This is a genomic window from Micromonospora sp. BL1 (assembly GCF_003667485.1).
GTDB lineage: Bacteria > Actinomycetota > Actinomycetes > Mycobacteriales > Micromonosporaceae > Micromonospora > Micromonospora tulbaghiae.
On the sequence record NZ_RCVK01000234.1, the window covers coordinates 26,619 to 50,219 of the forward strand.

The window sequence follows — 23,601 nt, forward strand, 5'->3', positions numbered from 1 at the left end:
TAGGACGCTCTAGGGGGTGTGGCGCGCGGCGCGGTAGGGGCCTCTGCGCACGGTGCGAAGATCCTGCGCTAAGCTGTACCGGCTGCCGCGGGGGAGACCTGGCGGGGGCATCGGGACGTGGCGCAGCTTGGTAGCGCACTTGACTGGGGGTCAAGGGGTCGTCGGTTCGAATCCGGCCGTCCCGACGCAGGTCAGAGGGCTGATCCGGACATCGGGTCGGCCCTTTCCGCGTTCTGGGGACCACGCCGGTCAAGTGCGCCGCCCGTCAGCGCTCCTTGACCGCTGGTGAAGTTTCGGGTGGCTACCCGGGTGCGGGAAGCCGTACGACGCCAGGCAGCCGGCCTACCGTCTACTAGCGGTCGCCGTCAAACCGTTAGCCTGCCGCAGAGGCGGCACGGGTCAACAGGGAGACGGGCTATGGGCGTCTGGGATGTCAAGGGTGATGAGGAGCGCGATCACTGGAGCTTCGTCCCGATGGCCAGCGTGGGACCGCTCCGGTTCGGGATGAGTTCCGACAAGGTGGCTGCGGCGCTCGGCGGTGGTGAGCCAGCCGGCAGGGGCTGCGGTTCGTGTCGTGGAGAGTCGTATGAGACGTTCACCGATGCAGGCGTCAGTGCCTACTACACGGACAGGATGCTGTACTGCATTGCCGTTGACGCACTCAATGGACCACAGGTCACGCTCGATGGCGTGGCGCTGGTCGGTCGCGTGCCGTCCGAAGTAGAACAGTGGGCATGGGGTCAAGCGGATAGGTGTGAACGAGAGCTGCGTTATACGCACGCTGCGGACCCGGAGTTGGCGGACCTCGGCTTGATCATCCGAGCTCAGCGAGCTGGCGACATCGTTCTCAGCCGACCCGTCTTCCTCAAGGAACGGGCAGAGGTCACGTGGGACTACGTTCCCTCAGAAGAGTGGCGCACTTTCTAGGAGGTGTAGCGGTCAAGGTCGCGACCGCCTGCCGGTGCAGAGTACGTGCAATGGTCTGCCCGTCTGACCCGGTGAGCCCATCTGTCTTGCCTGGTCAGGCCCGGTCGGAACCTTCGGTCTGCACTGCCCTTTAAACCGTGTGTTGTGATCGTCGAGCGTGTCAGCGTCCTGGGGACCAAGTGGGGACCACACAGCCTGCGCAATGGTGCGCGACACGACGTCGACCGCACCGCCTGATCTTGGGGATAGCGTGTGACGTGCGTGGACGTGTGGCAAATCGTCCTGGGCGTCAAGGGGTCGTCGGTGTGAATCCGGCCTTCCCGACAGCACGAAAAGAGGCCGTCAGCCGGGGTGAAAACCCTGGTCGCCAGCCGGGAGTTATTCACGTCCCGCCGACTGCCGTGCGGCCCGCTGGCGTCCGCAGCTCGTTGAAGAAATATGACGCAAGGTGTCAGGTTTTAGGTGGAGCATGGGTTCGTCGGTCGGCACCGGTGAGAGGCGCGGACCACGGCGCAGACAGATGCGGAGAGACAAGAACTTCCATGCGCGAAACCCCAGAAGATCTCGAAAAGCTCCAAGCCCTCCTTGACGCCTCCCTTGCCGGCTCCACCGCCCACCTCCGCTCGATCATCAACACCGCGCGCACACTGAACGCGGAGCAGCTCACCCAGGTCCTCACCGGCATGTGCACCCTCGCTCTGTCCAGCGTGACGGCGAAGGGTGAGCCGCGGATCAGCGGTGTCGACGGGCACTTCCTGCGAGGCAAGTGGTACTTCGGCACGGCACCCGACGCCGCCAAGGCGCGTCACCTCGCGGCGCGGCCCGCCGTCAGCGCCGCACATATGCGCGGTGAGGATCTCGGCGTCTTCACGCACGGCAAGGTGGAGATCCTCAACCCCCGCAACGGCGACCAGGCCACGGACTGGCCGGACGTGCTCGCGTACTTGAAGGACTTCTACGGCGACGACCTCTTCGACTGGGACAACGACGTGGTCTACTACCGGCTGCATCCGCACTGGATGGCCGTCTATGCCCCAGACATCGCAAAGCTCACCCTGGCGTCCCAGCCCTGAGCCCAGGGCCTGTCCTGCCGATCACGGCAGCCGGATGACAGCGGCGACACGACATCCGGTTTCCGCCACTCGTGGTGGTCGGACATCCCTGCGGGCGACCAAGACGGCCGGCAGCGGCGACGGTACGTCCCACACTGCCGGCCACCTAGGTGGATTCATCGAGCGGGACGCCACCAGGGCGTGGTGCCGCCCAGGTCGCGCTGGACGTTGGTGACACAGTGGATGTCGCCACCGGCCGTACCGACGTAGTGCGAGTAGTCCCAGTCCCGGTGCCCGTGCTGATGCCGTTGGTTGGCGGCGTCCGGCAAGTACGTGACGGTCAGGTCTTTGCGCGGGTAGTCGTCGGGCCCGGTCACGACAATTCAGTCGTCGAGCGTCTTCAACAGTCCAAGCGTGCGCGACTCGATCAGGCGGTAACCGGCTTCGTTCGCGATGCGTAGCGCGGCCTTGGCGTGCTCGCGAGCGACGTCGGGCTGCTCGGTGGCCAGGCACACCGCCGCCAGCCCCACCAGCGCACTCGCCTCGCACCACACGAACCGGGTCTGCCGGGCCAGGTCGAGCGCCAGGCGGTGTTCCTGGGCTGCCTCTGCCGGCCGTTCAGCGGCCAGCAGCACGCGGCCGTACGCCTCGCGTGCCCACGCCTCGGTGCCGGCGTCGCCGATCTCCTGCGTCAGCGCCACTGCACGTCGCGCGTCGGCGCAGGCACCTGGTGCGCGGTCCGTCATCGACCACAACAACGCACGTCCGCTGAGCGCCGTCGCCTCGCCGTACTGATAGCCCAGATCGCGGTTGGCGACCAGCGCCCGGTCGTACAACTCCTCGGCGGCTTCCCGGTCTCCACGGTCGCGGCGGATGCCCGCGAGGTCAACCAGAAGTACCGCTTCGTTGTATCGTGAGCCGCTCCGTTCCGCGCAGGCCAGTGCGTCCCGGATGTGCTGGTCCGCCTGTGACAGCGCGCCGAGCTGCCAGTGTGCGAAGCCGAGGTTGGCGAGGGACATGGCCTCGCCGCCGTCGTTGCGGTATTGCCGGTTGAGCTCCAGGGATTGTCGGGCGCAGTCGATTGCGGCTCGGGGGTTGCCGAGGCGCTGGTGCACCGCGCTGAGATTGTTCAACAGGGCCGTGCGTCCCTCCGGCCACCGGTCATGGGCGTTGATGCGGAGGCCGTCGAGGAGGTGCTGGCGGGCTTCCTCGTATCGGCCGGCGGTGACGTGGGCGAGGGCGATGCTCAGGTGCATGCTGGCCTGGGCTGTCAGGTCGTTCGCGGCCTCCGCGGCGGCCAGCCCTCCGGTGGCTGCGGACAGCCACTCGGCGCGGCGTCCACGCTGGTGGAACCAGGCGCGTAGGGCGTCGGTGAGCTGCCAGACAAAGCGTGCATGCCCGTGGTCGGCGGCGTGGTTGATCGCCGCGATGACATTGGCTGCTTCTGCGTCCAGCCACGCCGATGCCTCGTCGGCATCGGGAAACGATTGTTGCGGGGCCGGCCCGGGGAGCCTGAGGAAGTGGGGGATGAGTTGACGTCCGGCGGCGTCGGCCCTGCTGCGATAGTGCTCAAGCAGACGCTGCCGGGCGTCGTGACGGGTGGTGTCGTCGTCCTCCGTGACGAGCCGGTCCACGGCGTACTGGCGGAGCAGGTCGTGAAACCGGTATCTGTCGCCTCCCTGATGCTCGATCAGGTGTGCGGACGCGAGGGCGCGGAGTGTTCTCGTCGCGACGGGGGGCGCGACCCCCTCGATCGCAGCGGCGACGTGGGCGGTAAAGCTGCCACCGGGGACCAGCCCGATGTGACGGAACATTCGTTGCTGAGCGGTGGGCAGGGCCCGATACGACATCGCGAAGGCCTTCGTGACCGCGCCCTCGTCGGCACCGTCGACGGTCAGGCTGGTGAGAGGACCGCCCTCGTCGAGTTCCTCGGCCAGTCCGGCGATGTGGGGATGGCCGCTCGTCTGTAGGTTCGCTGCCGCTATCCGCAGTGCCAGTGGCAGGTGCCCGCAGAGGTGGGCGAGGCGGGCCGCGGCGTCGGCCTCGACCCGGACGGCCTCGTCTCCGAGGATCGCCGCCAGCAGCCGTACGGAGTCCGTCGGGCTGAGCACGCCCAGCAGCAGAGATCGGGCGCCGGCCCGGACGACCAGCTCACCGAGCCGGCGACGGCTGGTGATGAGAACGGTGCCGCTGGGCGGGATCAGCGGTATCACCTGGTCAGCGTCACGAGCGTTGTCCAGCACCAGCAGAATCCTGCGGCCGGTCGTCGTCGAGCGGAACAGCGAGACCCGGCCGTCCTGATCGTCCGGAACGACGCGGGGGTCGACACCGAGCCCACCAAGTAGCTGTCCGAGCGCGGCGGACGGCGTGACGGGTGGGCGCTCGACGTCGAAGCCGCGCAGGTCGATGAACATCTGACCGTCGGGGAAGGCGTCACGTACCCGATGCGCCCAGCGCACCGCCAGCGCCGTCTTTCCGACTCCGGGGATTCCGCTGAGAACCCAGACCGTCGTGGCGCTGGATCCGCCCGACAGCTGGTCGAGACGGGTCATCTCGTCAGTTCTACCGATGAAACCCGGTACGTCCTGTGGCAGCTCTTCCGGTCGGTGCGGGACGCTCGACAGCGCGTCGTCGCGTTCCGCCGGCAGCACCGGATCACCCCTGAGGATGAGCCGGTGCAGGCGGCTGAGCTCGCCTGACGGTTCCAGGCCGAGATCGTCGTTCAGCCGGGTGCGGAGATTGCGGTAGACCTCCGATGCTCGATCGGCCTGGCCCTCGAGGTACAGGGCTGTCATGAGCTGACCGACGAGGCGATGCCGGTAAGGCTGTCCGGCCACCTGGTCGGACACCTCGCGCACCACTCTCCTGGTGCGACCCAGCCGCAGCAGCGCGTCCGCCCGGTCCTCCGCAGCCGTCCAACGGGCCTCGATGAGACCCGAACAGAGCAGTTGGCGTCCGGAATCGTCGACGACGTCGAGCAGTGGCTCACCTCGCCACAGGTCCAACGCCTGGTCCAGCAACTCCACGGTGGTGAGATCGTCGGAAGCGCCTGCGGCCTGCTGGACGAGGGCGGAGAAGCGGTGCGCGTCGACTGTCGCCGGATCGGTGTGCAGCCGGTAGGCGCCGCGCTCGCTCAGCAGCTGCGCGGATGCATCGATCTGCCGGAAGGTGGCCCGTAGGCGCGAGACCATGGCCTGCACCGTCGCTCGTGCGCTGGGTGGGGGCGCCTGCGCCCAGATCAGGTCGATGAGCCGGTCCGCAGGTACCGGTCGATTGGCCTCCAGGACGAGCGCCGCCAGGAGCAACCGGGGCTGTCGTCCTCCGATGGCGACGCGGACACCCTCGGACCAGATCTCCACCGGCCCGAGGACCCGAAACTCCATGTGCACTTCCCTGCCGTCGCTGCGTGTGCGGGCCGGCGCGACTCCTCTGCAAGCATTTTGCAAGATCGCTGCATGCGCCGGCCCTGATTATGGTCGAGCCCGCTGACGGTGAGCGGGCGGTACGAGCGTGCGCTTCGCGGCGCGGCCAGCACGGGGTGGCTGCGAACGACGAAGGGTGCGCAGAGTCCGGTGCGCTCATCCGGGGGGGGCGATGAGCGACGCATCGCCGGGGTGCGACGCCTGCTGGCCGAGCACAACGATCCACCGGCCGGACGCGCCGTCCACCGGCCGGCACCGGCGCCGGCCGGTCATCGAATAGAGGGAGTGCGATGAGAGACCCCCTGGCCCTGCTCAGCGCGACAGTTGTGCTGGCGGCGGCCGTGTTGACCAGTGGCGCCGCGCAGGCGGCACCCGATTCGGTCGCGGCGCCAGCCGCCGTGGGAGCCGTCGCGCCGCCGCAGACCGAGCCGCGAGTCGCCACCCCGCCGGTCCCGCAACCGACGCCGTTCAAGGAGGCGCCGCTCAGCACCACCACCGGCAGGACGGCCGCCCCGCCCGACTTCGGCCCCGGGGAACGCGTGCTCTCGGCGTACCACCGGGGGAAGCTCTCCCGCGACGACGCGGTGCGGTACGGCCTGGGCGCGGTGCGCTCGCCCCGGTCGGTGCCGGCGCACCTTCGACCGACCGGGGCCATCCACGACCCGCAGCGATATCTGACATACCTGTCGATGTTGGCGGCGAGCGCCGATCCGGAGGCGGCGCGGACGATCGCGCCAGATGTCGCGGTGCCCGCCGGCGCCGCCACGGCCGCCGGCTACGACGACTGCGCCGCCGAACCGTACGACTACCTCGGGGTCACCTATCGCTGCCGGGCGTCGGCCGGCGAATTCCTCGTCCTCTACAACATCGCCGGCGGAGGCAGGCCGGGCATCCCGGCGGACGCCAACCCGAACGGCCGGGCGAAGGCGGTGCAGCATCTGCTGAACGCGCTCTCGATCGCCGTCGACGAGTATCGCGAGATGGGCTACCCGCTGCCCGTGCGGGACGGCAAGCCCTGGGTGCTGGTCTACGGCGTCGATGAGATCCCGCTCGTCGGCGGGGCCGGCCTGCCGATCGACGCGCCGTTCGTCCTGCCGTTCGGCTTGAACCAGCAGGCGACCATGCTGGTGCCCAACGGGCAGGACGACTGGGACTACCTGCCGCGGCATGAGCTGTTCCACGTCATGCAGTACCAGTACTGGGATCGGTCCGACGTCGGCCTGGACTACCTGGCCCTCTTCGTGGGCGGCAAGGAGTTCGGCTCGATGAACTGGTGGATGGAGGCCACCGCGGAGTGGGCGACCCGCCAGACCTACGCCCGGGCGCCGTACGTGCCCATCCCCGGCGAGGAGAAGCTGTACGCCCGCAACGTCTACGACGTGCTCAGCAAGCCCGGGGCGGCACTCAACTCCTGGGGCGGTCTGGGCGGCGGTCCCCAGTATGGCGCGTTCCTGCTGCCGACCTACCTCACCGAGCAGGTCGACGCCTCCTTCGTGCGACGCACGTGGGAGAGCATCCGGGACCACGACCATCTGCCGATCGAGGCGATCCGGCACACCGCTGAGGGCTACGGCCTGAACTTCGCGGACATGCTCCTCAACTACCACATCGCCAACTATCGACTGGCCAAGGCGAACGCCGCGCCCGCCCCGACCGTGGACGCCTGGCGCATCTACGGCTACTCCGACTCCGACGCGAGCCTGTGGCGCAGCAACCTCACCGGCGCGAGCGGGACGAGCGGCGACACCCTCGGGGGCGCCAGACCGGCCCGCAAGAGTCACTCGACGCCCGCCGGCACCCAGGCGGAGTACCAGGACATCCTGCGTAAGGGCGGTGCTGTCTACCACGACTTCCGCGCGGTCAAGAACTCCGGCGACGCGAGCTGCGGATACTGCTCGACACTGATGGTGGACACCACCAGGGACACCAACCGCAGATCAGCCGTCGTCGTCTGGTCGCCGACGGGAAGCACCGGCACGCTGGCGAAGTACCCGAGCATCCACACCGTGCGCCATCCCGACGCGGGTGGACTGATCACGGTGCCGGACTTCGCGTACCCCATGGTTGCCACCCTGGTGACCACCTGGACCGAACTGGACATCCACTCCGCCGACGCGGACAGCAGCCCGAAGACGTTCACCACGAACGTGGAGAGCGTGCTGCCACTCACCGCCCGCTCGTGCGCGCTGCGCCCGCTCTCGGTGCGCAGCGTCGAGACCACGGTCGAGCCGGAGGGCGCGTTCAACAGATACGCCGCCAGCACGCCGGACGGCTGGACCGGCGGCGACTCCACGTACTCGGTGAAGCTGCCCGACGGCCGGATCGTCTGGCTGTTCTCCGACACCTGGATGGGCCCGCTCAACAGCGACGGCACCCGCCCGGTGAGCGCCCCCCTGGTCAACAACACCTTCGTCGTGCAGAACGGCGCCAGCCTCACCACCTACCAGGGCGGCACCGCCGGGGCGCCGCGGGCGTTGATGCCGCCGTCCGGGCCCGGAAAGTGGTACTGGGTCGGTGACGGCCACCTCTCGGGCGGACAACTTCAGGTGGTGTACCAGGAGTACGAGCGTTTCGGCTCCGGCGCCTGGGACTGGCGGTTCAACCGCAACGTCGTCGCCAACTTCGCCCTGTCCAACCTGCGGACCCCGGTCAGCGTCCGGGAGTTGCCCTCAGCCAGCGGGGTCGCCTGGGGCTCGGGGCTGCTGCCGGCCAGCCGCAGCGGCGACGGCTACACCTACGTCTACGGCGTCGACGACTCCCCGATCAACAAGCAGATGCGCATCGCGCGGGTGTACGGCAGCGACCTCGCCAACGGCACCTGGCAGTACCACACGCCGTGGGGCTGGACGCTCCGCGAGCAGAACTCCCGCAACCTGCTGACCGGCATCGCCAACGAGTACAGCGTCACCCCCTGGGGCGGACAGTTCCTCCTCCTCAGCCAGGACAGCACCGAGGCGTTCAGCGGACAGATCAACGCCTGGACGTCCTGCTCACCGTTCGGCCCCTTCACCCAGAAGACCCCGGTCTACCGCATGCCGGAACCCGGCCCCTACGGCAGCTACTGGAACCCCGACGTCATCTCCTACAACGCCCACGTGCACCCCGCGCTCAGCTCCGGTGACACCTTCATCGCCTCCTACAACGTCAACAGCATGGACACCCGCGTCTCTCCGGACGCGGACCACTACCGCGATCCGGGCATCTACCGCCCCCGCTTCTTCCGATTCGTCCTCGGATAGCTACTGCGGTTCCGCCGGGCGTCGGACACGCCCGGCGGAACCATCGGGCATCACCGGTACCGGTGTGCCTGCAAGAGCGCGGCCGCGACGTGGGGTCAGCGACCTCGACGACCTGCGGGACCCCCACGTCGCGGCGTGCCTGGGGCCGCCGATGCCGGACCCCGGCCACCCGTACCTGCTCATCGCCGGCGACCTGGCGCCCGCCGGCACCGCCGGTCTCGAACCAGGTCTGGTCACCGTCGAGGGGCGGGCCGACCGCGGCCGGCGACGCAGCTGGTCAGCCGAGCCGGCCCACCCCGCAGTATGTGGCGAAGCGGCGCGGGTCCTCGTCCGGGTCCACCGGCCAGTCGGGCCGCCACTCGGGCAGCTGCACCAGCCCCGGCGCAACGAGCGTGTAGCCGGTGAAGAGCCGTTCGATCTCTGGCCTGCTGCGCAGGGTCATCCGGGCGGTGTTGGCGTACCCCTGGTTGTAGGTGTCGCGTAGGGCCAGCGCGTCGGCACGCTCGTCGGAGGAGGCGTGCGACAGGGCGAGGTAGCTGCCCGGGGCGAGCCGGTCGCGGTAGTGGGCGATGATCGGCGCCGGGTCGGTCGTGAGCTGGTGCAGCACGCCGACCAGCAGCACCGCGACCGGCCGTTCGAAGTCGAGCACGTCGCGTAGCGTCGGGTCGCCGAGCACAGCGTCCGGCTGGGTCAGGTCAGCGTGCAGCACCACGGTCCGCGGGTCGTCGACGAGGAGGCGTCGGCTGTGGTTGAACGCCACGGGGTCGATGTCGACGTACGCGACAACGGTGTCCGGGGCGAGCTGGCCGGCGACCTCGTGCACGTTGCCCGCCGTAGGGATGCCGGAGCCGAGGTCGAGGAACTGCCGGATGCCTGCGTCGACGAGCGCGCGGACCGCGCGACGCAGGAACGCGCGGTTGGCCCGCATGATGTGCCCGATGTCGGGCATGGCCTTCTCCATGCGGGCCGCCAGCGCACGGTCCGCGGCGAAGTTGTGCGACCCGCCGAGGAAGTAGTCGTAGACCCGCGCAGGGCTGGGCGTGTCGAGATCCGGGGTGAGGTCCATGACACAAGTGTCAGCCGATACGCCTGTTCCGCGCTGCCCGGCGCGATCGGCGCGGGAGGTGTAGGCGCGATCTGCTCTTCGCTGTAGCGGGCACGGGTGTCGGTCTTCTCTTGGAATGGCGTGTGCCGGTGCCAATCGGCGCGCTGACGTTCTGCCCGGGCTTTCGGCGATCCGACCGGCGACGACGGGCGGGTCGACGCCAGCGTCGAGTACCGCCCGGTAGCGGGCGAGATTGGCGTCGTACTCGGTGATTGTGGTTCCGCAGGCACGTCCCGGCGACCGCGGTGGGCGTGGGGGTGTAGGCCTGGTCGAGAAGCGTCAGGCCGTACCTTGGCGGTTGACCCGCCCCTCCCGGGCCACCTTCGACCGGCTGTGGTCGCGCTCGGTGCCGGCTGATCCGGTCGCGGTGCGCTCGTGCCGCTGATTCGGGGAGTGCTCCACGGTGGACCCCTGCCGGCCCCGTGCTCCGCTGCCCGGGTGCCGGCGGCCCCTCGCCGACTCGCCACCGCTGTCATGCTTGTTGCGCTGTTGGCTTCCCATACCCGGGGATACCCGGTGCCTGGGAGCCCATGCTTTCGCGCGACGGCTCGTGAAGGATGTCGCCCTCTTCGAGCATGACGGTCAGCGGCTGAACGGGCAGTTGCCGCCGACGCCCGGTACCAGCCCTGTGAGGCTCAGGGACGACCACTACACAACTCGGTCCTCGGAGCCTCCGCGATTCCGGAGATTCACGCCCAATCCGGTGATAGCTCCAGATTTTCCGTGCCCCATCCGGCCCAGCCGGAACGCTCGACGGATGGAGCAGGGATCGGGAGGGCGGGATCAGGGGCGTCTGCTGTCGGTCAGGCGTGTCCTGTGGTCGCTGGTCGTCGGTGTTGTCGCCGGGACGGTCACCGCACTGACTGGGGCGCCGGAATTGACGCCGCTGGTGATCTGGACAATCGCGGCGGGCACAATCCTAGTGTGGGTGTGGCGGTCCTGCTGGCCGGCGAGCCCGCAGCGTACCGAGCAGCTTGCCGAGGCGGAGCAGCGCTCCCGATCCACCGACACGGCGATCCTGATCGCGTCTGTTGTCAGTCTCGCCGCCGTGGCCGAGGCGCTCGTCCGCGCCTCCGACCGGCAGGACGTGGTGGCTGTCACGCTGGTGATCCTCAGCGTCGTTGCGGTGGTGCTGGCGTGGACGCTGGTGAACACAGTCTTCGCGTTCAAGTACGCCCGGATGTACTACTGCGACGACGGCCGTGGCATGGACTTCAAGCAGGACGATCCTCCGGCGTACGCCGACTTCGCATACGCCGCCTTCACCGTTGGCATGTCCTACGCGCCGGGAGAGAACGAACCGACCAGCAATCGCATGCGCCGGGTGGCGCTCGGACACGCGCTGCTCTCGTACACCTTCGGAACCGGCATCCTGGCCGTCGCCGTCAACCTGGTAACCAACCTGGGCCAGTCGTGACGCACGGGGGATGTCCTTCGCGCGCTGCGGCGACGGAGCCGAGTGGGCGAAATCGACCCGTGCTTCGTCCATGCCGCGACGCGCGGCGGACATCCGCGCGGGCCGCACCAGGAGGGGCGAACGGCGGCGATCGGATCGAGGCTCCGACCGCTTGGGCGCGCCGCCTGACCGCGAGCGTGACGGATGGGAGTGCTTCGGCGAGGGTCGCCGGTAGCAGGAAAGCTGGTTGATGACCACGAGGATGGTCCCGGTGGTCGCGGTGGTCGCGGTGGCCGTGGTTGTCGCGGCGGGCCTGCTGGTCCGCGTGCTGTTCCGGCGTCGCGCTGCTGTTCATAGTTACCGTTGGCTGCTTGCGCCGCTGTATCGCGCGTCCCGACGCCCTGCCGTCGCAGTGCTGCTTCTCGCGGCGCTGTATGCCGGGATCCGCGCGTTCCCAGGTTCGGGGCCTCGTGTCGTCCAGCGCGTCGTCGTGGTGCTGTTGGTCGCGGCCGTGACGTGGCTGGTGCTTCGCGCCCTGCACATCGCCGAGAGGGCCGCGTTCAGCCGGCTGCCGGGCGAGACACGGGCCGACCGCCGGGCCCGCCGCGCCCGCACCCAGATCCGACCGGTACGGCGCCTCACCTCGGTCGTGGTGACGGTCGTGGCGATCGGCCTGGTCCTGATCACGTTCCCTCCGCTGCGCACAATCGGGTTGTCCGTGCTCACCTCGGCGGGTGTCGTGGGCGCGCTGCTCGGGCTGTCCGCACGCACCGCGCTCGGCAATGCCTTCGCCGGCATCCAGGTCGCGTTCGCCGACGGACTTCACGTGGGGGACGTGATCGTGGTCGACGGGCAGTGGGGCCGCGTCGAGGAGGTGAAGCTGACGAACGTGGTCATCCGGCTCTGGGACGACCGGATGCTCATCCTGCCCACCACCTGGTTCACCGAGCACCCCTTCCAGAACTGGACCCGGCACGAGACGCGGGTGGTGGGCGAGACTCGGCTCCACGTCGATCACACCGCCGACCTGGACGACCTCCGCGCCGAGACGAGGCGGATCATCGAATCGTCACCGCTGTGGGATCGACACCAGTGGGTGCTGCAGATGGTGGATGCGACGCCCCAGACCGTCGTCGTGCAGGTCCAGGCATCGGCGGCCGACGGACCGAGCGCGTGGGACCTTCGCTGCGACGTGCGTGAGGGGCTCATTCGGTACCTGCGCGACCACCACCCCGAGTGGCTGCCCCGCACCCGCGCCGAGTTCCACCCCTGAGCCGCCGTCGAGGTCCCGAGCCTGCTTCTCAGTTCTCCGGCCGGGTACCGGTCGGCCGCCTGGGTGCCCCACCGCGCGCTCGAACCTCCGCCAGTCCCTGAGCAGAAGCAGGCCCTCCATGTGTGCTGTTCCGTCAGCTCTCGACGGCGATGGAACGATGGGCGCTCGCGCTGGATCTGCGCCGTGGCCCCGCTCCACCGCCGAATCGTCCGGACGCTACAACATCTCCAGCGGTTGCGGGCCGGCCGGCGGCGGGAACGCCGCGTCGAGTGCCGCCACATCCTCCTCAGCCAGATCCAGGTCGCGCGCTTCCGCGTTCTCCCGTGTGTGTTCGGGGTTGGACGACCGGGGGATGGCCGCTATCGCCCCCTGCCGCAGCAGCCAGGCCAGCGCGACCTGAGCAGCGGTGGCCTCGTGCCGTGCGGCGACCTCCGCGACCTGGGGGTGCCCGAGCAGCCTGCCCTGCTCGATCGGCGAGTACGCCATCACCGGGATCTGGTGCTCGCGTAGCCACGGCAGCAGATCGAATTCCGGACCGCGGCGGGTGAGGTTGTACAGAACCTGGTTGGTCGCGCAGGCGCCCCCGCCCGCCTCCAGGAGGTCCTGCATGTCAGAAAGGTCGAAGTTGCTCACGCCCCACTGCCCGATGTCACCGGCCTCGACGAGTTCGCCGAAAGCCTCGATGGTCTCGGCGAGCGGATGCGCGCCGCGCCAATGCAGCAGATAGAGGTCGATGTGGTCGACGCCGAGCCGTTGCAGGCTGCGCCGGCAGGCCCGCACGGTTTCTCGTCGGCTCGCATTGGATGGCAGCACCTTGTCGACCAGAAACACGTCAGCGCGTCGTCCGACGATCGCCTCGCCGACGAGCTCCTCGGAAGCACCGTCACCGTACATCTCGGCAGTGTCGATCATGGTCATGTCCAGGTCGAGCCCGGCGCGTGGGGCGGCCAGCTCATCCCGTCGCCTCGCGGGGCGCTCACCCAGGTACCACGTGCCCTGGCCGAGCACGGGCATCGTCTGGCCGGACGGCAGTTCGATCGCGTCGGCGGCGAGGGTCATGTCGTGACCTTTCCCGAGCCTGGGTACCAGTGGGTTGTCGAGTGCCTTCCCGCTGGGACAGCAAGCACTCTCGAGGCAGGACCATTCTCGGCGCGGCGGCGAGCGCATGTCCGGACTGTCTGCCCTCGAACGCGTGCGTCGCCCTGTTCTACGGTGCCGACACCGGGAAGGCGGCCGCGACCGAGCGATGCGCCGCCGACCGGGCGGCACCGCGAAGGGAGGCCCGCAAGATGGCGCAGAGCCGGCAGCGACTGACCGGCAAGCGAGTCGCATGCCTCGCCGCCGGCGGGGTAGAGGACGTGGAGTACACGCAGTCGAGGGCCGCCGGGGAGGTCAGGGAGCGGTCTGCAAAACCGCGTACGCCGGTTCGGATCCGGCCACGGCCTCGACTGCCATCCACTGCTGATTGTGGGCGGGATGCTGCCCGGGATGCCGCTGCCGCCGGTAGACGCATGGGGATACCGGGCCCGCGTGGTGCAGGTGGCCACATTCTCGGCGGCTACCGCGACCGGTCCACGAGTGGTCGGCTTCCGGCTGAACGTAGGTGTTGCCGCCGCGGCCTGCCCCTCGGCCGGAGCCGCCCGCCGCATCGCGATCGCCGCGCAGTGTCAGCGGCATGAACGCGCACCTGATCAAGCGGTCCTGGCGACCGCGCCGCGCCTGGTCGGCGGTAGATGTGCGCACTGTCCCCGACTCCGTGGCCGTGCGTTATGGGTCGAGTGGTTCGATGACCTGTTTTCGGGCGTGTTGGTAGATGACGGAGCTGCGGAACCCGACGATCTCGCGGCGTCCGCTGAACTTGTCCATGAGGAAGGAGTGCAGGCTGTCGACGCTGGGGACGGCGACGTGGACGAGGAAGTCGTCGCCGCCGGCCACGACGTACACCGACAGCACCTCGGGCAGCTCCATCGCATATTTCTTGAAGCCGTCGATGACGGTGCGGCTCAGGGGCCGGACCTGCACGTGCAGCAATGCTTGTACGCCGCGGTTGAGGGCGGCCAGGCTGATCTCGGCGTGATAGCCGGTGATCACGCCGCGGTCCCGCAGTGCGCGCACGCGTTCCAGGCAGGTGGACGGCGCGATGCCGACCGCGCGGGCCAGTTCGCGGTTGGTCTGCCGCGCATGTGTCTGCAGGTGCTCGATGATCGCCGTATCAAGTTCGTCCACGACCGGGATCTTGTCATCTTCTCCGAACGATGTTCGCTTTGAGCTGGTCGGCGCCGGCCACCTGCCTACTGTCGATCCCGTTCCGGCGAGCGCACGACAGGAGCCATCATGGTCGCGACCCACCTCGACACCGAGTCCGTGCACGAACACGTCGTCATCAGGCAGGGCGTACGATCCGGCCTGCCGATCGTTGTCGCGGTGCACTCCACCGCGCTCGGTCAGGCCATCGGCGGCTGCCGGATCGTGCACTACCCGCACTGGCGTGACGGGCTCACCGACGCGCTGCGGCTGTCGGCCGCGATGTCGGACAAATGCGCGCTGGCCGGGCTGCCCAACGGCGGCGGCAAGACCGTCGTCGCCCTGCCCCCGGGCAGGACACTCGACGCGGCCGCCCGTCGGGCGGTGCTGCATGACGCGGGCGACGCGATCGCCGGGCTGGACGGCGCCTATGCCACCGGACCCGACGTGGGAACCGGACCGGACGACATGGTCACGATCGCCGAGCGGACCCCGCATGCGTTCTGCCAACCGGTGCACGCCGGTGGCAGCGGCGACTCCTCCGGACACACCGCCGTCGGCGTCCTCGCCGCGCTGCATGCCCTGTGCGCCGAGCGATTCGGGTCAGCCGACCTGTCCGCGCGCAGCTTCGCCGTGCTCGGCCTCGGCCGCGTCGGCGGCCACGTACTGCGCATGCTCGCCGACGCCGGCGCGACCCTGGTGGCCGCCGACATCGACGAGGGTAGACGAATGCTCGCCGACACGGCGGGTGCCGCCTGGACCAGCCCGCAGGACTGCCTGACCGCCGAGGTGGACGTCCTCGTCCCCGCCGCCCTCGGCGGTCTGCTCACCCCGTACACAGTGCCGACACTGCGCTGCGCCGCGATCGCCGGCCCGGCCAACAACCAACTCGACATCCCGGCCACCGCCGACTTGCTGCACCAGCACGACATCCTCTGGGCACCGGACATCATCGTCAGCGCAGGCGGCATCATCCACGCCACTGCCGTCGAACTGCACCAGGAAACCTCCGCCCAGGCCACCGCCCGGGTCCACGGCATCGCCGACACCCTCGCCGACATCCTGCGCACAGCCCGCGCCACCGGCTCGACCCCGGCCGCCGCCGCCCGCTCCCGCGCCCGCCACCGCATCGAACACGGCCGCCGCTGACACTGCCGCCACCCGACCGCAAGACAACGGCCAACCGCCACCGTTCTCGACGCAGCCGCACCACCGATACCCGGCCGAAGGCCCTTCCCGTCATGATCAGGTGCACCGTTCTCGGCATGACAGCGCACAATGCCAGGCGCTACCAACACGCGACGGCGGCAGATGAGGGCAGTGCAGAGCGAGCGCTCCACCAGCTAGAGGCGGAGATGGAGCTGGGAGCTCGTTCTTGCCGAGCTAGCGCGCGCATCACGTTCAAGGAGCCGTGTCGCCAGGCCGCGAGGCTGCTCAGCAGTTGGATTGTCGCTTCGGTCGCTGTCTGCCGAGGGCGGCCAAAACAGGCCCGAGCCCGGTCGCCCGCCGCAAGCCAGGCTCGAAACACCACGTCATCACCGACGGGGCGGCATCCCACCCGCCGCGTCCCTGCCCGGCGGCAACCTCCACGACGTTGCCCACTACTGCCCCTGGTCGACAAGATCCCGCCGATCAGAGGCATCCGCGGCCGACCCAGACAGCGACCGAAACGCATCTACGCCGACCTTGGCTGACGGTGACTGCGGCGGACGGGTTCGGCCTGAGCTGGCACCAGGTGATGACCCGGGCGCGGTGGTGGCGGGGCGTCGGCTGAGCGCGATAGCCGCTCACCGCGAGCTCTCACCCGATATACGACCGGGCGGTGGCGTGCCGCGCACGGGGACCTGAGCGAGAATGGGCCGGTTCGAACTCCGCGCAACCCTGGAAGGACCCCTCCCTTGGCCGGTGGACTCGTAGCCCTGCTGGATGACGTGGCGGTGCTGGCCCGAGCCGCTGCCGCGTCGATCGATGACATCGGGGCGGCCGCCGCGAAGGCCGGCGCCAAGGCTGCGGGCGTCGTCGTCGACGATGCTGCCGTCACGCCGCAGTACGTGCGGGGCCTGGCGGCCGAGCGTGAGTTGCCGATCATCAAGCGCATTGCCCTGGGGTCGCTGCGCAACAAGTTCTTCATCATCCTGCCGGCGGTGCTGCTGCTCAGTCAGTTCGTGCCCTGGCTGCTCACTCCGATCCTCATGCTCGGCGGCGCCTACCTCTGTTACGAAGGCGCGGAAAAGGTGTGGGCCAAGATCGCCCATCACGATGCCCACGGCGCGGGCGAGGAGAAGTTGCAGGACGAGACGACACTGGTCTCCGGGGCGGTACGAACCGACCTGATCCTCTCGGCGGAGATCATGGTCATCACCCTCAACGAGGTGATCGATGAGGCGTTCTGGTCCCGCCTGGCGATCCTGGCTGTCGTCGCCGTCGTCATAACCGTCCTGGTGTACGGCGTGGTGGCCCTGATCGTGAAGATGGACGACGCCGGGCTGCGCCTGTCGCAACGTTCCGGCGCCGTCGCCACGTTCGGCCGCGGTCTGGTGAGGGCGATGCCGGTAGTCCTCACCGTGCTGACGGTAGTCGGCACCGCGGCGATGCTGTGGGTGGGCGGGCACATCCTGCTGCTGGGCACGAACGAGCTGAACCTGCACTTCCTGTACGAGGCCGTGCACCACGTGGAGGTCGCCGCCCACGACGCCACGGGTGTTCTCGGCGGGCTCGTCGGCTGGCTCGTCAACACGGTGGCCAGCGCGATCCTCGGGCTGATCGTCGGAGCGCTGGTCGTGCTGGTCATGACTCTCACGCTCCACCGCCGCAAGTCCAAGCCTGCGGCTGCGACTGCGGCGGCCACGACTCGTACTGACGGCATCATCCCCGCTCCGCCGAGCCGTGCAGCTCAGCGTCGCGACGCTCCTGCGGACCGAGCGCCGCGCGGTTGACCGCAAAATCATCGCCACTCGACCACGGGGTCAGGCGTTCTGGTGCTGAACCGCGCTCAGTACTCCAGCCGCACCTGGCGGAGTCGGAGTCTTCGCTGGTAGTGGGCCGTTTTGGCGCGGTATTGGTGTCGCCGTCGCCATCGCGACCTACCGACACAAAGGCCGCGCCCTCGTCCGCGTCCCCGCAGCCACCAAGACCAGCAATATCGGGTTCGGCCCGGGCGGTTCTCGGGCCGGACGGGATTGGCGGGGCAGCCATCGGGGAGGGGAGCGGCCGTGTCGGGCAGGATAGCGGGGTGGCGGTGGGCTTGGACTGGGCGAGCTTCGAGCGCGTGCTGGTAGACGGCCTGGTGCAAGCCGTCCGGTCGACCATCGCCGAACATCCTGACGAGCGGTTCTACGCCGCGGCGTTGGACCGGATCCACCGCGAGACCGATGGCCAGATCAGCCTGCCCAGCCTCGCGATGAACAGTGTCGAAGCGTTGGCGCGGCTTCCCGCCGAGGAGCAGACGGATGTGCGGTGGAACGCCGCCGACTGGGACCACTACGACGACGAGTGGCTCGCCGAGGACCTGACCCGGGATTGGGCACGGCAGCTGACCGCGGAGGCCTGCCGAGGGACGCCCCGGCAGTGGGAGGCGACGTTCCGCCGGTACCTGTCGATGCTCGTGCGCGTGTGTAAGCGAGCCAGGGTCGCACTTCGCACCAGCGGCTTCACCGACCGGGACTTCGTGGTGCTGCTGCTCGACGACGAGTACCACGAGACGCTGATCAAACGCGTCCTCACCGAACGTGAGGTGAGCCGGCACATCCCTGAGTACGACCAGCGGGCGGTCGTGATGGCCCGGGTCGCCGCACTACCGGAGGCCGAACGCGCCGCGTACTACGTCGCCCGGCTGGACGCGTTTGACGGCCCGATCAGCGGCGAGGACGCCCAAGTGGCGCTGCGTGATTTCGGGCCGGCCGCGTTTCCCGCCTTGATCCCCCTGCTCTCTGCCAAGGACCGGGCGTGGCGGGCCGCCAAGCTGCTGGCCGACATCGGCCAACCCGACGACGGCGTCCTGCGGGCACTGCACGAGGCGCTGACCGAGCGGGAAGGACCGGACCAGTCGTGGGCGGGCCGTGCGCTGGCGCGGCTGGGCCGCCTCGATCTCGTGCTCGACCAGATCCACCGTCTTCCGCAGGAGGTTGTGATCACCGCCGTCGCCGCCCCGTACACCAGCTTCCGCAACCAGGCGGTCATCGCACGGCGGTTGGACTACCGGCCCTTGCAGGACGTCATCGAGCGCCGGCCGGCGTATGTGCCGGCGCTGGCCGAGGAGCTCAAGCCAAGGCGGGGGTACTGCGACATCACCGTCGACGAGGCCGACGAAGCGATCCGCGGACTGGCCTCGCCGCACGTCGTCATCCGCCGGCACGCGGTGTGCGTGCTCGGCGAACGGCGTCTCGGTGCCGCCGTCGCGAGGCGGGTCCTTCCGCTACTCGGACAGACGGTCAGCCAGGACCCGGACGCCACCGTGCGACGGCTGGCGATCCTCTCCCTGCGTGGCTGGCGCAAGGAGTCCTACCGGCACGCGAACGTGATCAGCGAGGCGCTCAACGACCCAAACGAAGACGTCCGCGAAACCGCCGCCTACTGGCTACGGGAACAGAACGGGCGACCCGCGTGACCGCGTAGGGGTTGAGCTGCCGGACCTCGAAGGAGCGTTAATTGGTGGACGAACGGACCCGCAGGCTTCTCGACGCCGCGGTGCGCGAACAGCTTGACACTCACAGCCGGGTCCTACCGCCATGGCGAGCGCACCCGGAGATCGAGAGGTACAGCATCGGCTGGCGCATGGGCGACGGCGAATGGCACCTGATGCTCTGGTGGCACTGGTGGGAGTCCGCCCCCATGGACCAGGCGGCGCGAATCGCGTACTTCCAGGCCGACGAGCCGCCGCACCAGTGGCTGGACTGGGCCGCGGACCAGATCTGGCCGGATGAGGACTTCGGTGAGGCGAGCGTACGCCGCCTCGCCGCACACGGGATCGGTACGCGTCCGCTGTTGTTCCTGGACGTGGACGGAACACTCCTGCCGTTCGCCGGCGGCGCGTGGCAGATGGACGACGAACCCAACCCGTTGCTGGCCGGACTCAGCCCTGAACACGGCCGTCGCCTGGCCGCGTTGCCGTGCGACCTGGTCTGGGCCACGACCTGGATGGCCGAAGCGAACGAGGTACTCGCGCCGCGGCTCGGCCTGCCTCAGCTGCCCATCGTCGACTGGCCGGACGAAGATGACGACGACGGTCGGCTGCACTGGAAGACTCGCCACCTCGTCGAATGGGCCGCGGGACGCCGGTTCGTCTGGGTCGACGACGAGATCACCGACGCCGACCGGTCCTGGGTGGCCGCGAACCACAGCTCTCCCGCGCTCCTGCATCGTGTCAACCCACGCCATGGCCTCACCGATGCGGACTACAACACCATCGCAGGATGGCTGATGAAAGACGGCCCCGCATGCATGTACGAGGAGACCACGTCCTAGGACGCTCTAGGGGGTGTGCCAGCAACCCCAGGCTCCAGTCGGTCGCTGAGTAACGATCGGCGGCAGATGCGTGCGACCGGAATCAGTTGAGGCGCGTTGCTCGGCGCTGGCTTGACAGGTCGGGAACCTGTTGGTGAGGGCGTACTCCTGCGGAAGCGGCAGCGGTAGTAGGCGTCGCCGTGGTTGTGCTGGCCCTGCATGCGGCGGTTGCGGGCCGCGGAGTAGATGAGGCCGCGGAGCACGTACGGGTTGCGGGTGCGCTGCCGGGCGTGTTGTCCGCGGGTTCCGGTCGGCATCCGGACGGACCCGTGCGGCGCTCCGGGGTCGATGCCGGGCCGGCCGTCGGTACCGCATCTCGCCCTCAATCGATATCCTTCTATAAAGGTTCGTGCGAGGGAGCCCATCGGGACGGCGTTCGCCGTTCCTCGGAAAGGAGTGCGGATGAGAGACATGTTGCGGCGCGGTCCGCGATACGCGGCGGTGGTGCTCGGCGTGTGGGCGCTCGGGGTGAGCATGCTGCCGGCGTCCGCCTCCGGGGCGGATCCGACCCGGCCGGTGGCTCCGGCGTCGGTCCGGGCGCCGGAGGCGGCACAGTTCTCCGCCGAAGGCGTCACCACTGTGGGTGAACTGCGCACACTCGACACCACCCGCACCGCCGACCGGGCGGGTGCGCGTCAGCTCATCCGGCATCCCGGCGCCACGTACGTCAAGGTCCACTTCAGCGCCCTGCGGCTGAACGATGGGGACTATGTCACGGTGTCCAGCCCGGATGGCCGGGAGACCTACCGGTACGACCGGAGCCTCGACCGGGCGACCGGCTCGGACTACACCACCGACGGCGGGCCGGGCTTCTGGGCGATGTCCGTGACAGGGGACACCGCCGTGGTGACGCTGCACAGCGCGCGGCCCGCTCGCGCGGTCGTCGACATCGACCGGTTCTGGCGAGGGTACGACCAGGCCGAGATCGCCCAGCACAACTTCTCGACCACGTCGGTCTGTAGCACCGACGCCCGCCGGGACGTGGTCTGCTACCAGAGCACCCACCCCACCGAGTACGCCCGTGGGCGGGCGGTGGCACGGTTGCTCATCGGTGGCGGCGGACTGTGCACCACCTGGCGAGTCGGGAACACCAACCGGATGCTGACCAACAAGCACTGCTTCTCGACCCAGTCCGCGGTCAGCGCCAGCGAGGCGCAGTTCGACTACCAGTGCGCCACCTGTGGTGGCAGCAACCCCGGCCCGGGCACGAAGGTGAGCGGTGCGACCCTCTACCGGGTGAGCAGCGGTGGCTCGGGTGAATTGGACTACGCGCTCTACTCGGTGAACAATTTCGCCGCGATCCAGGGGTTCGGCACGCTCTACCTGAGGACGACCGCGACCAGCACCGGTACGCGGATGTACGTGCCCGGGCACGGTGATGGCAGCCCGAAGCGGCTGTCGATCTACGAGGACACGCAGAACGGCGGCGTCTGCACGGTGCGCAACGCGAACTACAACGCCTGGAACATCAGTTACAGCTGCGATACCTCGGGCGGCAACTCGGGCTCCCCGGTACTCGACGCCAACCACCGCGTCATCGCCCTGCACCACCTCGGTGGGTGCCCGTCCAACCAGGGGGCGAAGGCACACCTGATCTACAACGAGATCGCCGGCCTGATCGACAACGGCTGACGGGCGCTTACCGGTGGCTCGCCGACCGTACCCTGCGGGCGGGCCACCGGCGCGTCGCGCGAGGGCGGCTGGCTGTCCGGGCCCGACCGGTCGTCGGGCGCGGCGGTGTGGGCTCCCCGGCTGCCAGACATCCCGCCGTGGTGCAGGTGAGCCGCTCGGGGCGCCTGGATCAGGCCCGCTGGTGGTTCGCCTCGAACCGCTGGCGGGTCAGGAACGCCAGCTGTGCCCGCTTGTCCGGCATGTCGATCTCGGAGGCGAATGTGAAGCCCTCGGTTCGTAGCCGTCGCAGCGCGGCCTCGTTGCGCACGTCCGGCTCGACCACGATGCGCTGCGCGGCGGGATCTCGCAGGAGGAAGCGGGCCAGGGCCGGGCCTACGGCGGTGGTGAGGCCGCGGGCGTAGCGCCGCGGCGGGTTGAGGAGCAGGTGCATCCCGACGTCGCCGGGCTGGACCGGGTAGCGTTCACCGACCGGGTCCGCCTCGGGCTGGTAGGTCTGGAACAGCCCGACCGGTTCGCCGTCGAGCAGGACCAGGTACGCGTGATGGGTGTCCAGCCCGTCGAGGAAGGTGTAGATCTCGCGCACGTCGTCGAGGTTGTGTCCACCCATTCCCCAGAACGCGTTGCGGGGCAGGGTGACCCAGCCGTGCAGCAGTACGGCGTGCTGGTCGGGGCGCACCGGCTCCAGCGTCAGGTCGCCGAGGTCGGGAATCTGTTCCTGGTAGATCACGATCGTGTCCTCCTTCGGGGTTCGGGCGAGGGTGGGCAGAGCGGGATCAGGTCGCCGACGGCCCAGTCGGCCAGACACTGCTGGGCGCCAGCAGGCGCCGGAGACGCCCTGGACGCTGCTGGTGTTCAGCCCTCGCAGCCGTATCGGCGAGGATCACCCGCCACCCTGGAGTGGCAGTTCCCTCAAATGGTCAACTTAGGGTACCCTCACCTAACTAAGGTGGACCTTACATGGAGGGGCTCGTGAAACGGAACTGGGAGGGCCTGGTGCTCAAGGCCATGGGGGGCCGGGACTTCCGGCTCACCGTGCTGGGCACCGAGTCGGTCGATGGGCACTACCAGCGCCTGCTCCTTGATGACGGCGGGCTGCTGGCGGCCTGCGGCACGCACCCGACGATGTGGATCCGGCTCTGGTTCGACAACGACGGACGGGCCCACCAACGGGCCTACACGCTCGTCGATCCTGACCCGGCCACCGGGCGATTCACACTCGAGTTCGCCGTGCATGAGGGCTGCGCCGCCCGCTGGGCGACCACCGCGCGGGTGGGCGACACCATCGACGCGACCGTGCAGGGCAGTGCGTTCGCGCTGCCCGACCCGGTGCCCGAACACCTCTACCTGGTCGGCGACGCGGCCTCGCTGCCGGCGGTCAACAGCCTCCTCGACGCCGGCGCGGACATCCCGGCGACGGTCTGGCTCGAGTACGCCCACGAGGGCGAGAAGGCGCTGACCCTGCGCGCCCGCGCCCACCACGACGTGACGTGGGTGCGCCGCCGCGACGACGGCCGGCACCTGGTCGACACCGTCTGCACAGCGCTGCCCGCCGTCGGGACCGCGCACTACTGGGTGGCCTGTGAGGCGGCCAGCACTCGCGGCATCACCCGGCACCTACGGCGCACGCTCGGTGTCGGCAAGCACCAGCTCACTGCGCTCGCGTACTGGCGTGCCGCCTGATGGGCCGCCTCGGGACGCTCACCGCGCTCTACGTCACGCAGTATCTCGGCATCGGCTTCATCACGGTCGGGATGTGCCGAACGTGATCGCCGGCGAGGTTCGGATGACCGCGGAGATCAGAGATGCGGA

General features: G+C 69.3%; 17 protein-coding genes, 2 tRNA genes and 1 pseudogene. 14 read left to right on the plus strand and 6 right to left on the minus strand.

Annotated elements, in window-relative coordinates; translation table 11 throughout:
- The first annotated feature begins 111 nt into the window (after positions 1-111).
- From EAD96_RS15045 to EAD96_RS15055, 3 genes are all read left to right on the plus strand, one after another.
- A tRNA-Pro gene (locus EAD96_RS15045) sits at positions 112-185 on the plus strand.
- A gap of 232 nt (positions 186-417) precedes the next feature.
- Complete coding sequence (locus EAD96_RS15050) at positions 418-927, plus strand: hypothetical protein (RefSeq protein ID WP_121684711.1); 510 nt, start codon at positions 418-420, stop codon at positions 925-927.
- A 542-nt stretch (positions 928-1,469) separates the two neighbouring features.
- Positions 1,470-2,000 carry a pyridoxamine 5'-phosphate oxidase family protein gene (locus tag EAD96_RS15055; protein WP_121684712.1) on the plus strand — a complete coding sequence of 177 codons (531 nt, stop codon included), beginning with the start codon at positions 1,470-1,472 and terminating at the stop codon, positions 1,998-2,000.
- 155 nt (positions 2,001-2,155) lie between these two features.
- Here EAD96_RS15055 and EAD96_RS15060 read toward each other — a convergent pair whose 3' ends face one another.
- Positions 2,156-2,356: a hypothetical protein gene (locus EAD96_RS15060; RefSeq protein WP_121684713.1), complete on the minus strand. Its 201-nt coding sequence runs from the start codon at positions 2,354-2,356 to the stop codon at positions 2,156-2,158.
- 6 nt (positions 2,357-2,362) lie between these two features.
- Positions 2,363-5,362, minus strand: coding sequence for a BTAD domain-containing putative transcriptional regulator (locus EAD96_RS15065; RefSeq protein ID WP_121684769.1), 3,000 nt, complete (start codon positions 5,360-5,362; stop codon positions 2,363-2,365).
- A gap of 329 nt (positions 5,363-5,691) precedes the next feature.
- Between EAD96_RS15065 and EAD96_RS15070 the strand changes: the two genes are divergently transcribed.
- Positions 5,692-8,640: a hypothetical protein gene (locus tag EAD96_RS15070; RefSeq protein ID WP_121684714.1), complete on the plus strand. Its 2,949-nt coding sequence runs from the start codon at positions 5,692-5,694 to the stop codon at positions 8,638-8,640.
- Between the two features lie 277 nt (positions 8,641-8,917).
- Here EAD96_RS15070 and EAD96_RS15075 read toward each other — a convergent pair whose 3' ends face one another.
- On the minus strand, positions 8,918-9,706 hold the full coding sequence (locus EAD96_RS15075; RefSeq protein WP_121684715.1) for an SAM-dependent methyltransferase: 789 nt from the start codon (positions 9,704-9,706) through the stop codon (positions 8,918-8,920).
- A gap of 796 nt (positions 9,707-10,502) precedes the next feature.
- Between EAD96_RS15075 and EAD96_RS15080 the strand changes: the two genes are divergently transcribed.
- Positions 10,503-11,162, plus strand: coding sequence for a DUF1345 domain-containing protein (locus tag EAD96_RS15080; protein ID WP_233585783.1), 660 nt, complete (start codon positions 10,503-10,505; stop codon positions 11,160-11,162).
- Positions 11,163-11,403: 241 nt separating this feature from the next.
- Entirely contained in the window at positions 11,404-12,414 is a 1,011-nt protein-coding gene (locus tag EAD96_RS15085) for a mechanosensitive ion channel family protein (protein ID WP_233585786.1), read from the plus strand.
- Positions 12,415-12,630: 216 nt separating this feature from the next.
- Here the strand turns inward: EAD96_RS15085 and EAD96_RS15090 are convergent, their stop codons facing one another.
- Positions 12,631-13,473 carry an aldo/keto reductase gene (locus tag EAD96_RS15090; protein ID WP_121684716.1) on the minus strand — a complete coding sequence of 281 codons (843 nt, stop codon included), beginning with the start codon at positions 13,471-13,473 and terminating at the stop codon, positions 12,631-12,633.
- Positions 13,474-13,768: 295 nt separating this feature from the next.
- On the opposite strand from EAD96_RS15090, the gene EAD96_RS31005 reads away from it, so the two are divergent.
- Positions 13,769-13,859 (plus strand) — tRNA-Pro (locus EAD96_RS31005).
- A gap of 322 nt (positions 13,860-14,181) precedes the next feature.
- On the opposite strand, the gene EAD96_RS15095 is transcribed toward EAD96_RS31005, so the two are convergent.
- Complete coding sequence (locus EAD96_RS15095) at positions 14,182-14,640, minus strand: Lrp/AsnC family transcriptional regulator (RefSeq protein ID WP_121684717.1); 459 nt, start codon at positions 14,638-14,640, stop codon at positions 14,182-14,184.
- Between the two features lie 108 nt (positions 14,641-14,748).
- Here EAD96_RS15095 and EAD96_RS15100 point away from each other — a divergent pair, with 108 nt between their 5' ends.
- From EAD96_RS15100 to EAD96_RS15125, 6 genes and pseudogenes are all read left to right on the plus strand, one after another.
- Positions 14,749-15,807, plus strand: coding sequence for a Glu/Leu/Phe/Val dehydrogenase dimerization domain-containing protein (locus tag EAD96_RS15100; protein WP_121684718.1), 1,059 nt, complete (start codon positions 14,749-14,751; stop codon positions 15,805-15,807).
- Between the two features lie 331 nt (positions 15,808-16,138).
- Positions 16,139-16,349: pseudogene (locus tag EAD96_RS31545) on the plus strand (transposase); the annotation flags it as partial.
- Between the two features lie 207 nt (positions 16,350-16,556).
- Positions 16,557-17,594, plus strand: a complete 1,038-nt coding sequence (locus EAD96_RS15110; RefSeq protein WP_121684720.1) for a DUF808 domain-containing protein — start codon at positions 16,557-16,559, stop codon at positions 17,592-17,594.
- A 296-nt stretch (positions 17,595-17,890) separates the two neighbouring features.
- On the plus strand, positions 17,891-19,264 hold the full coding sequence (locus EAD96_RS15115) for a DUF4303 domain-containing protein (RefSeq protein ID WP_121684721.1): 1,374 nt from the start codon (positions 17,891-17,893) through the stop codon (positions 19,262-19,264).
- Positions 19,265-19,623: 359 nt separating this feature from the next.
- Positions 19,624-20,121: an HAD domain-containing protein gene (locus tag EAD96_RS31550; protein WP_233585798.1), complete on the plus strand. Its 498-nt coding sequence runs from the start codon at positions 19,624-19,626 to the stop codon at positions 20,119-20,121.
- A gap of 441 nt (positions 20,122-20,562) precedes the next feature.
- On the plus strand, positions 20,563-21,792 hold the full coding sequence (locus tag EAD96_RS15125; RefSeq protein WP_121684723.1) for a serine protease: 1,230 nt from the start codon (positions 20,563-20,565) through the stop codon (positions 21,790-21,792).
- Between the two features lie 169 nt (positions 21,793-21,961).
- On the opposite strand, the gene EAD96_RS15130 is transcribed toward EAD96_RS15125, so the two are convergent.
- Positions 21,962-22,519 carry a GNAT family N-acetyltransferase gene (locus tag EAD96_RS15130; protein ID WP_121684724.1) on the minus strand — a complete coding sequence of 186 codons (558 nt, stop codon included), beginning with the start codon at positions 22,517-22,519 and terminating at the stop codon, positions 21,962-21,964.
- A gap of 242 nt (positions 22,520-22,761) precedes the next feature.
- Here EAD96_RS15130 and EAD96_RS15135 point away from each other — a divergent pair, with 242 nt between their 5' ends.
- Positions 22,762-23,472, plus strand: a complete 711-nt coding sequence (locus EAD96_RS15135; protein WP_121684772.1) for a siderophore-interacting protein — start codon at positions 22,762-22,764, stop codon at positions 23,470-23,472.
- The last annotated feature ends 129 nt before the right edge of the window (positions 23,473-23,601 follow it).

Bases quoted from the DNA above. Each gene is read 5' to 3' on its own strand.
- EAD96_RS15050 (WP_121684711.1), top strand. From the start codon at position 418: ATGGGCGTCTGGGATGTCAAGGGTGATGAGGAGCGCGATCACTGGAGC.
- EAD96_RS15055 (WP_121684712.1), top strand. From the start codon at position 1,470: ATGCGCGAAACCCCAGAAGATCTCGAAAAGCTCCAAGCCCTCCTTGAC.
- EAD96_RS15065 (WP_121684769.1), bottom strand. From the start codon at position 5,362: ATGGAGTTTCGGGTCCTCGGGCCGGTGGAGATCTGGTCCGAGGGTGTC.
- EAD96_RS15070 (WP_121684714.1), top strand. From the start codon at position 5,692: ATGAGAGACCCCCTGGCCCTGCTCAGCGCGACAGTTGTGCTGGCGGCG.
- EAD96_RS15075 (WP_121684715.1), bottom strand. From the start codon at position 9,706: ATGGACCTCACCCCGGATCTCGACACGCCCAGCCCTGCGCGGGTCTAC.
- EAD96_RS15080 (WP_233585783.1), top strand. From the start codon at position 10,503: ATGGAGCAGGGATCGGGAGGGCGGGATCAGGGGCGTCTGCTGTCGGTC.
- EAD96_RS15085 (WP_233585786.1), top strand. From the start codon at position 11,404: ATGGTCCCGGTGGTCGCGGTGGTCGCGGTGGCCGTGGTTGTCGCGGCG.
- EAD96_RS15090 (WP_121684716.1), bottom strand. From the start codon at position 13,473: ATGACCCTCGCCGCCGACGCGATCGAACTGCCGTCCGGCCAGACGATG.
- EAD96_RS15100 (WP_121684718.1), top strand. From the start codon at position 14,749: ATGGTCGCGACCCACCTCGACACCGAGTCCGTGCACGAACACGTCGTC.
- EAD96_RS15125 (WP_121684723.1), top strand. From the start codon at position 20,563: ATGAGAGACATGTTGCGGCGCGGTCCGCGATACGCGGCGGTGGTGCTC.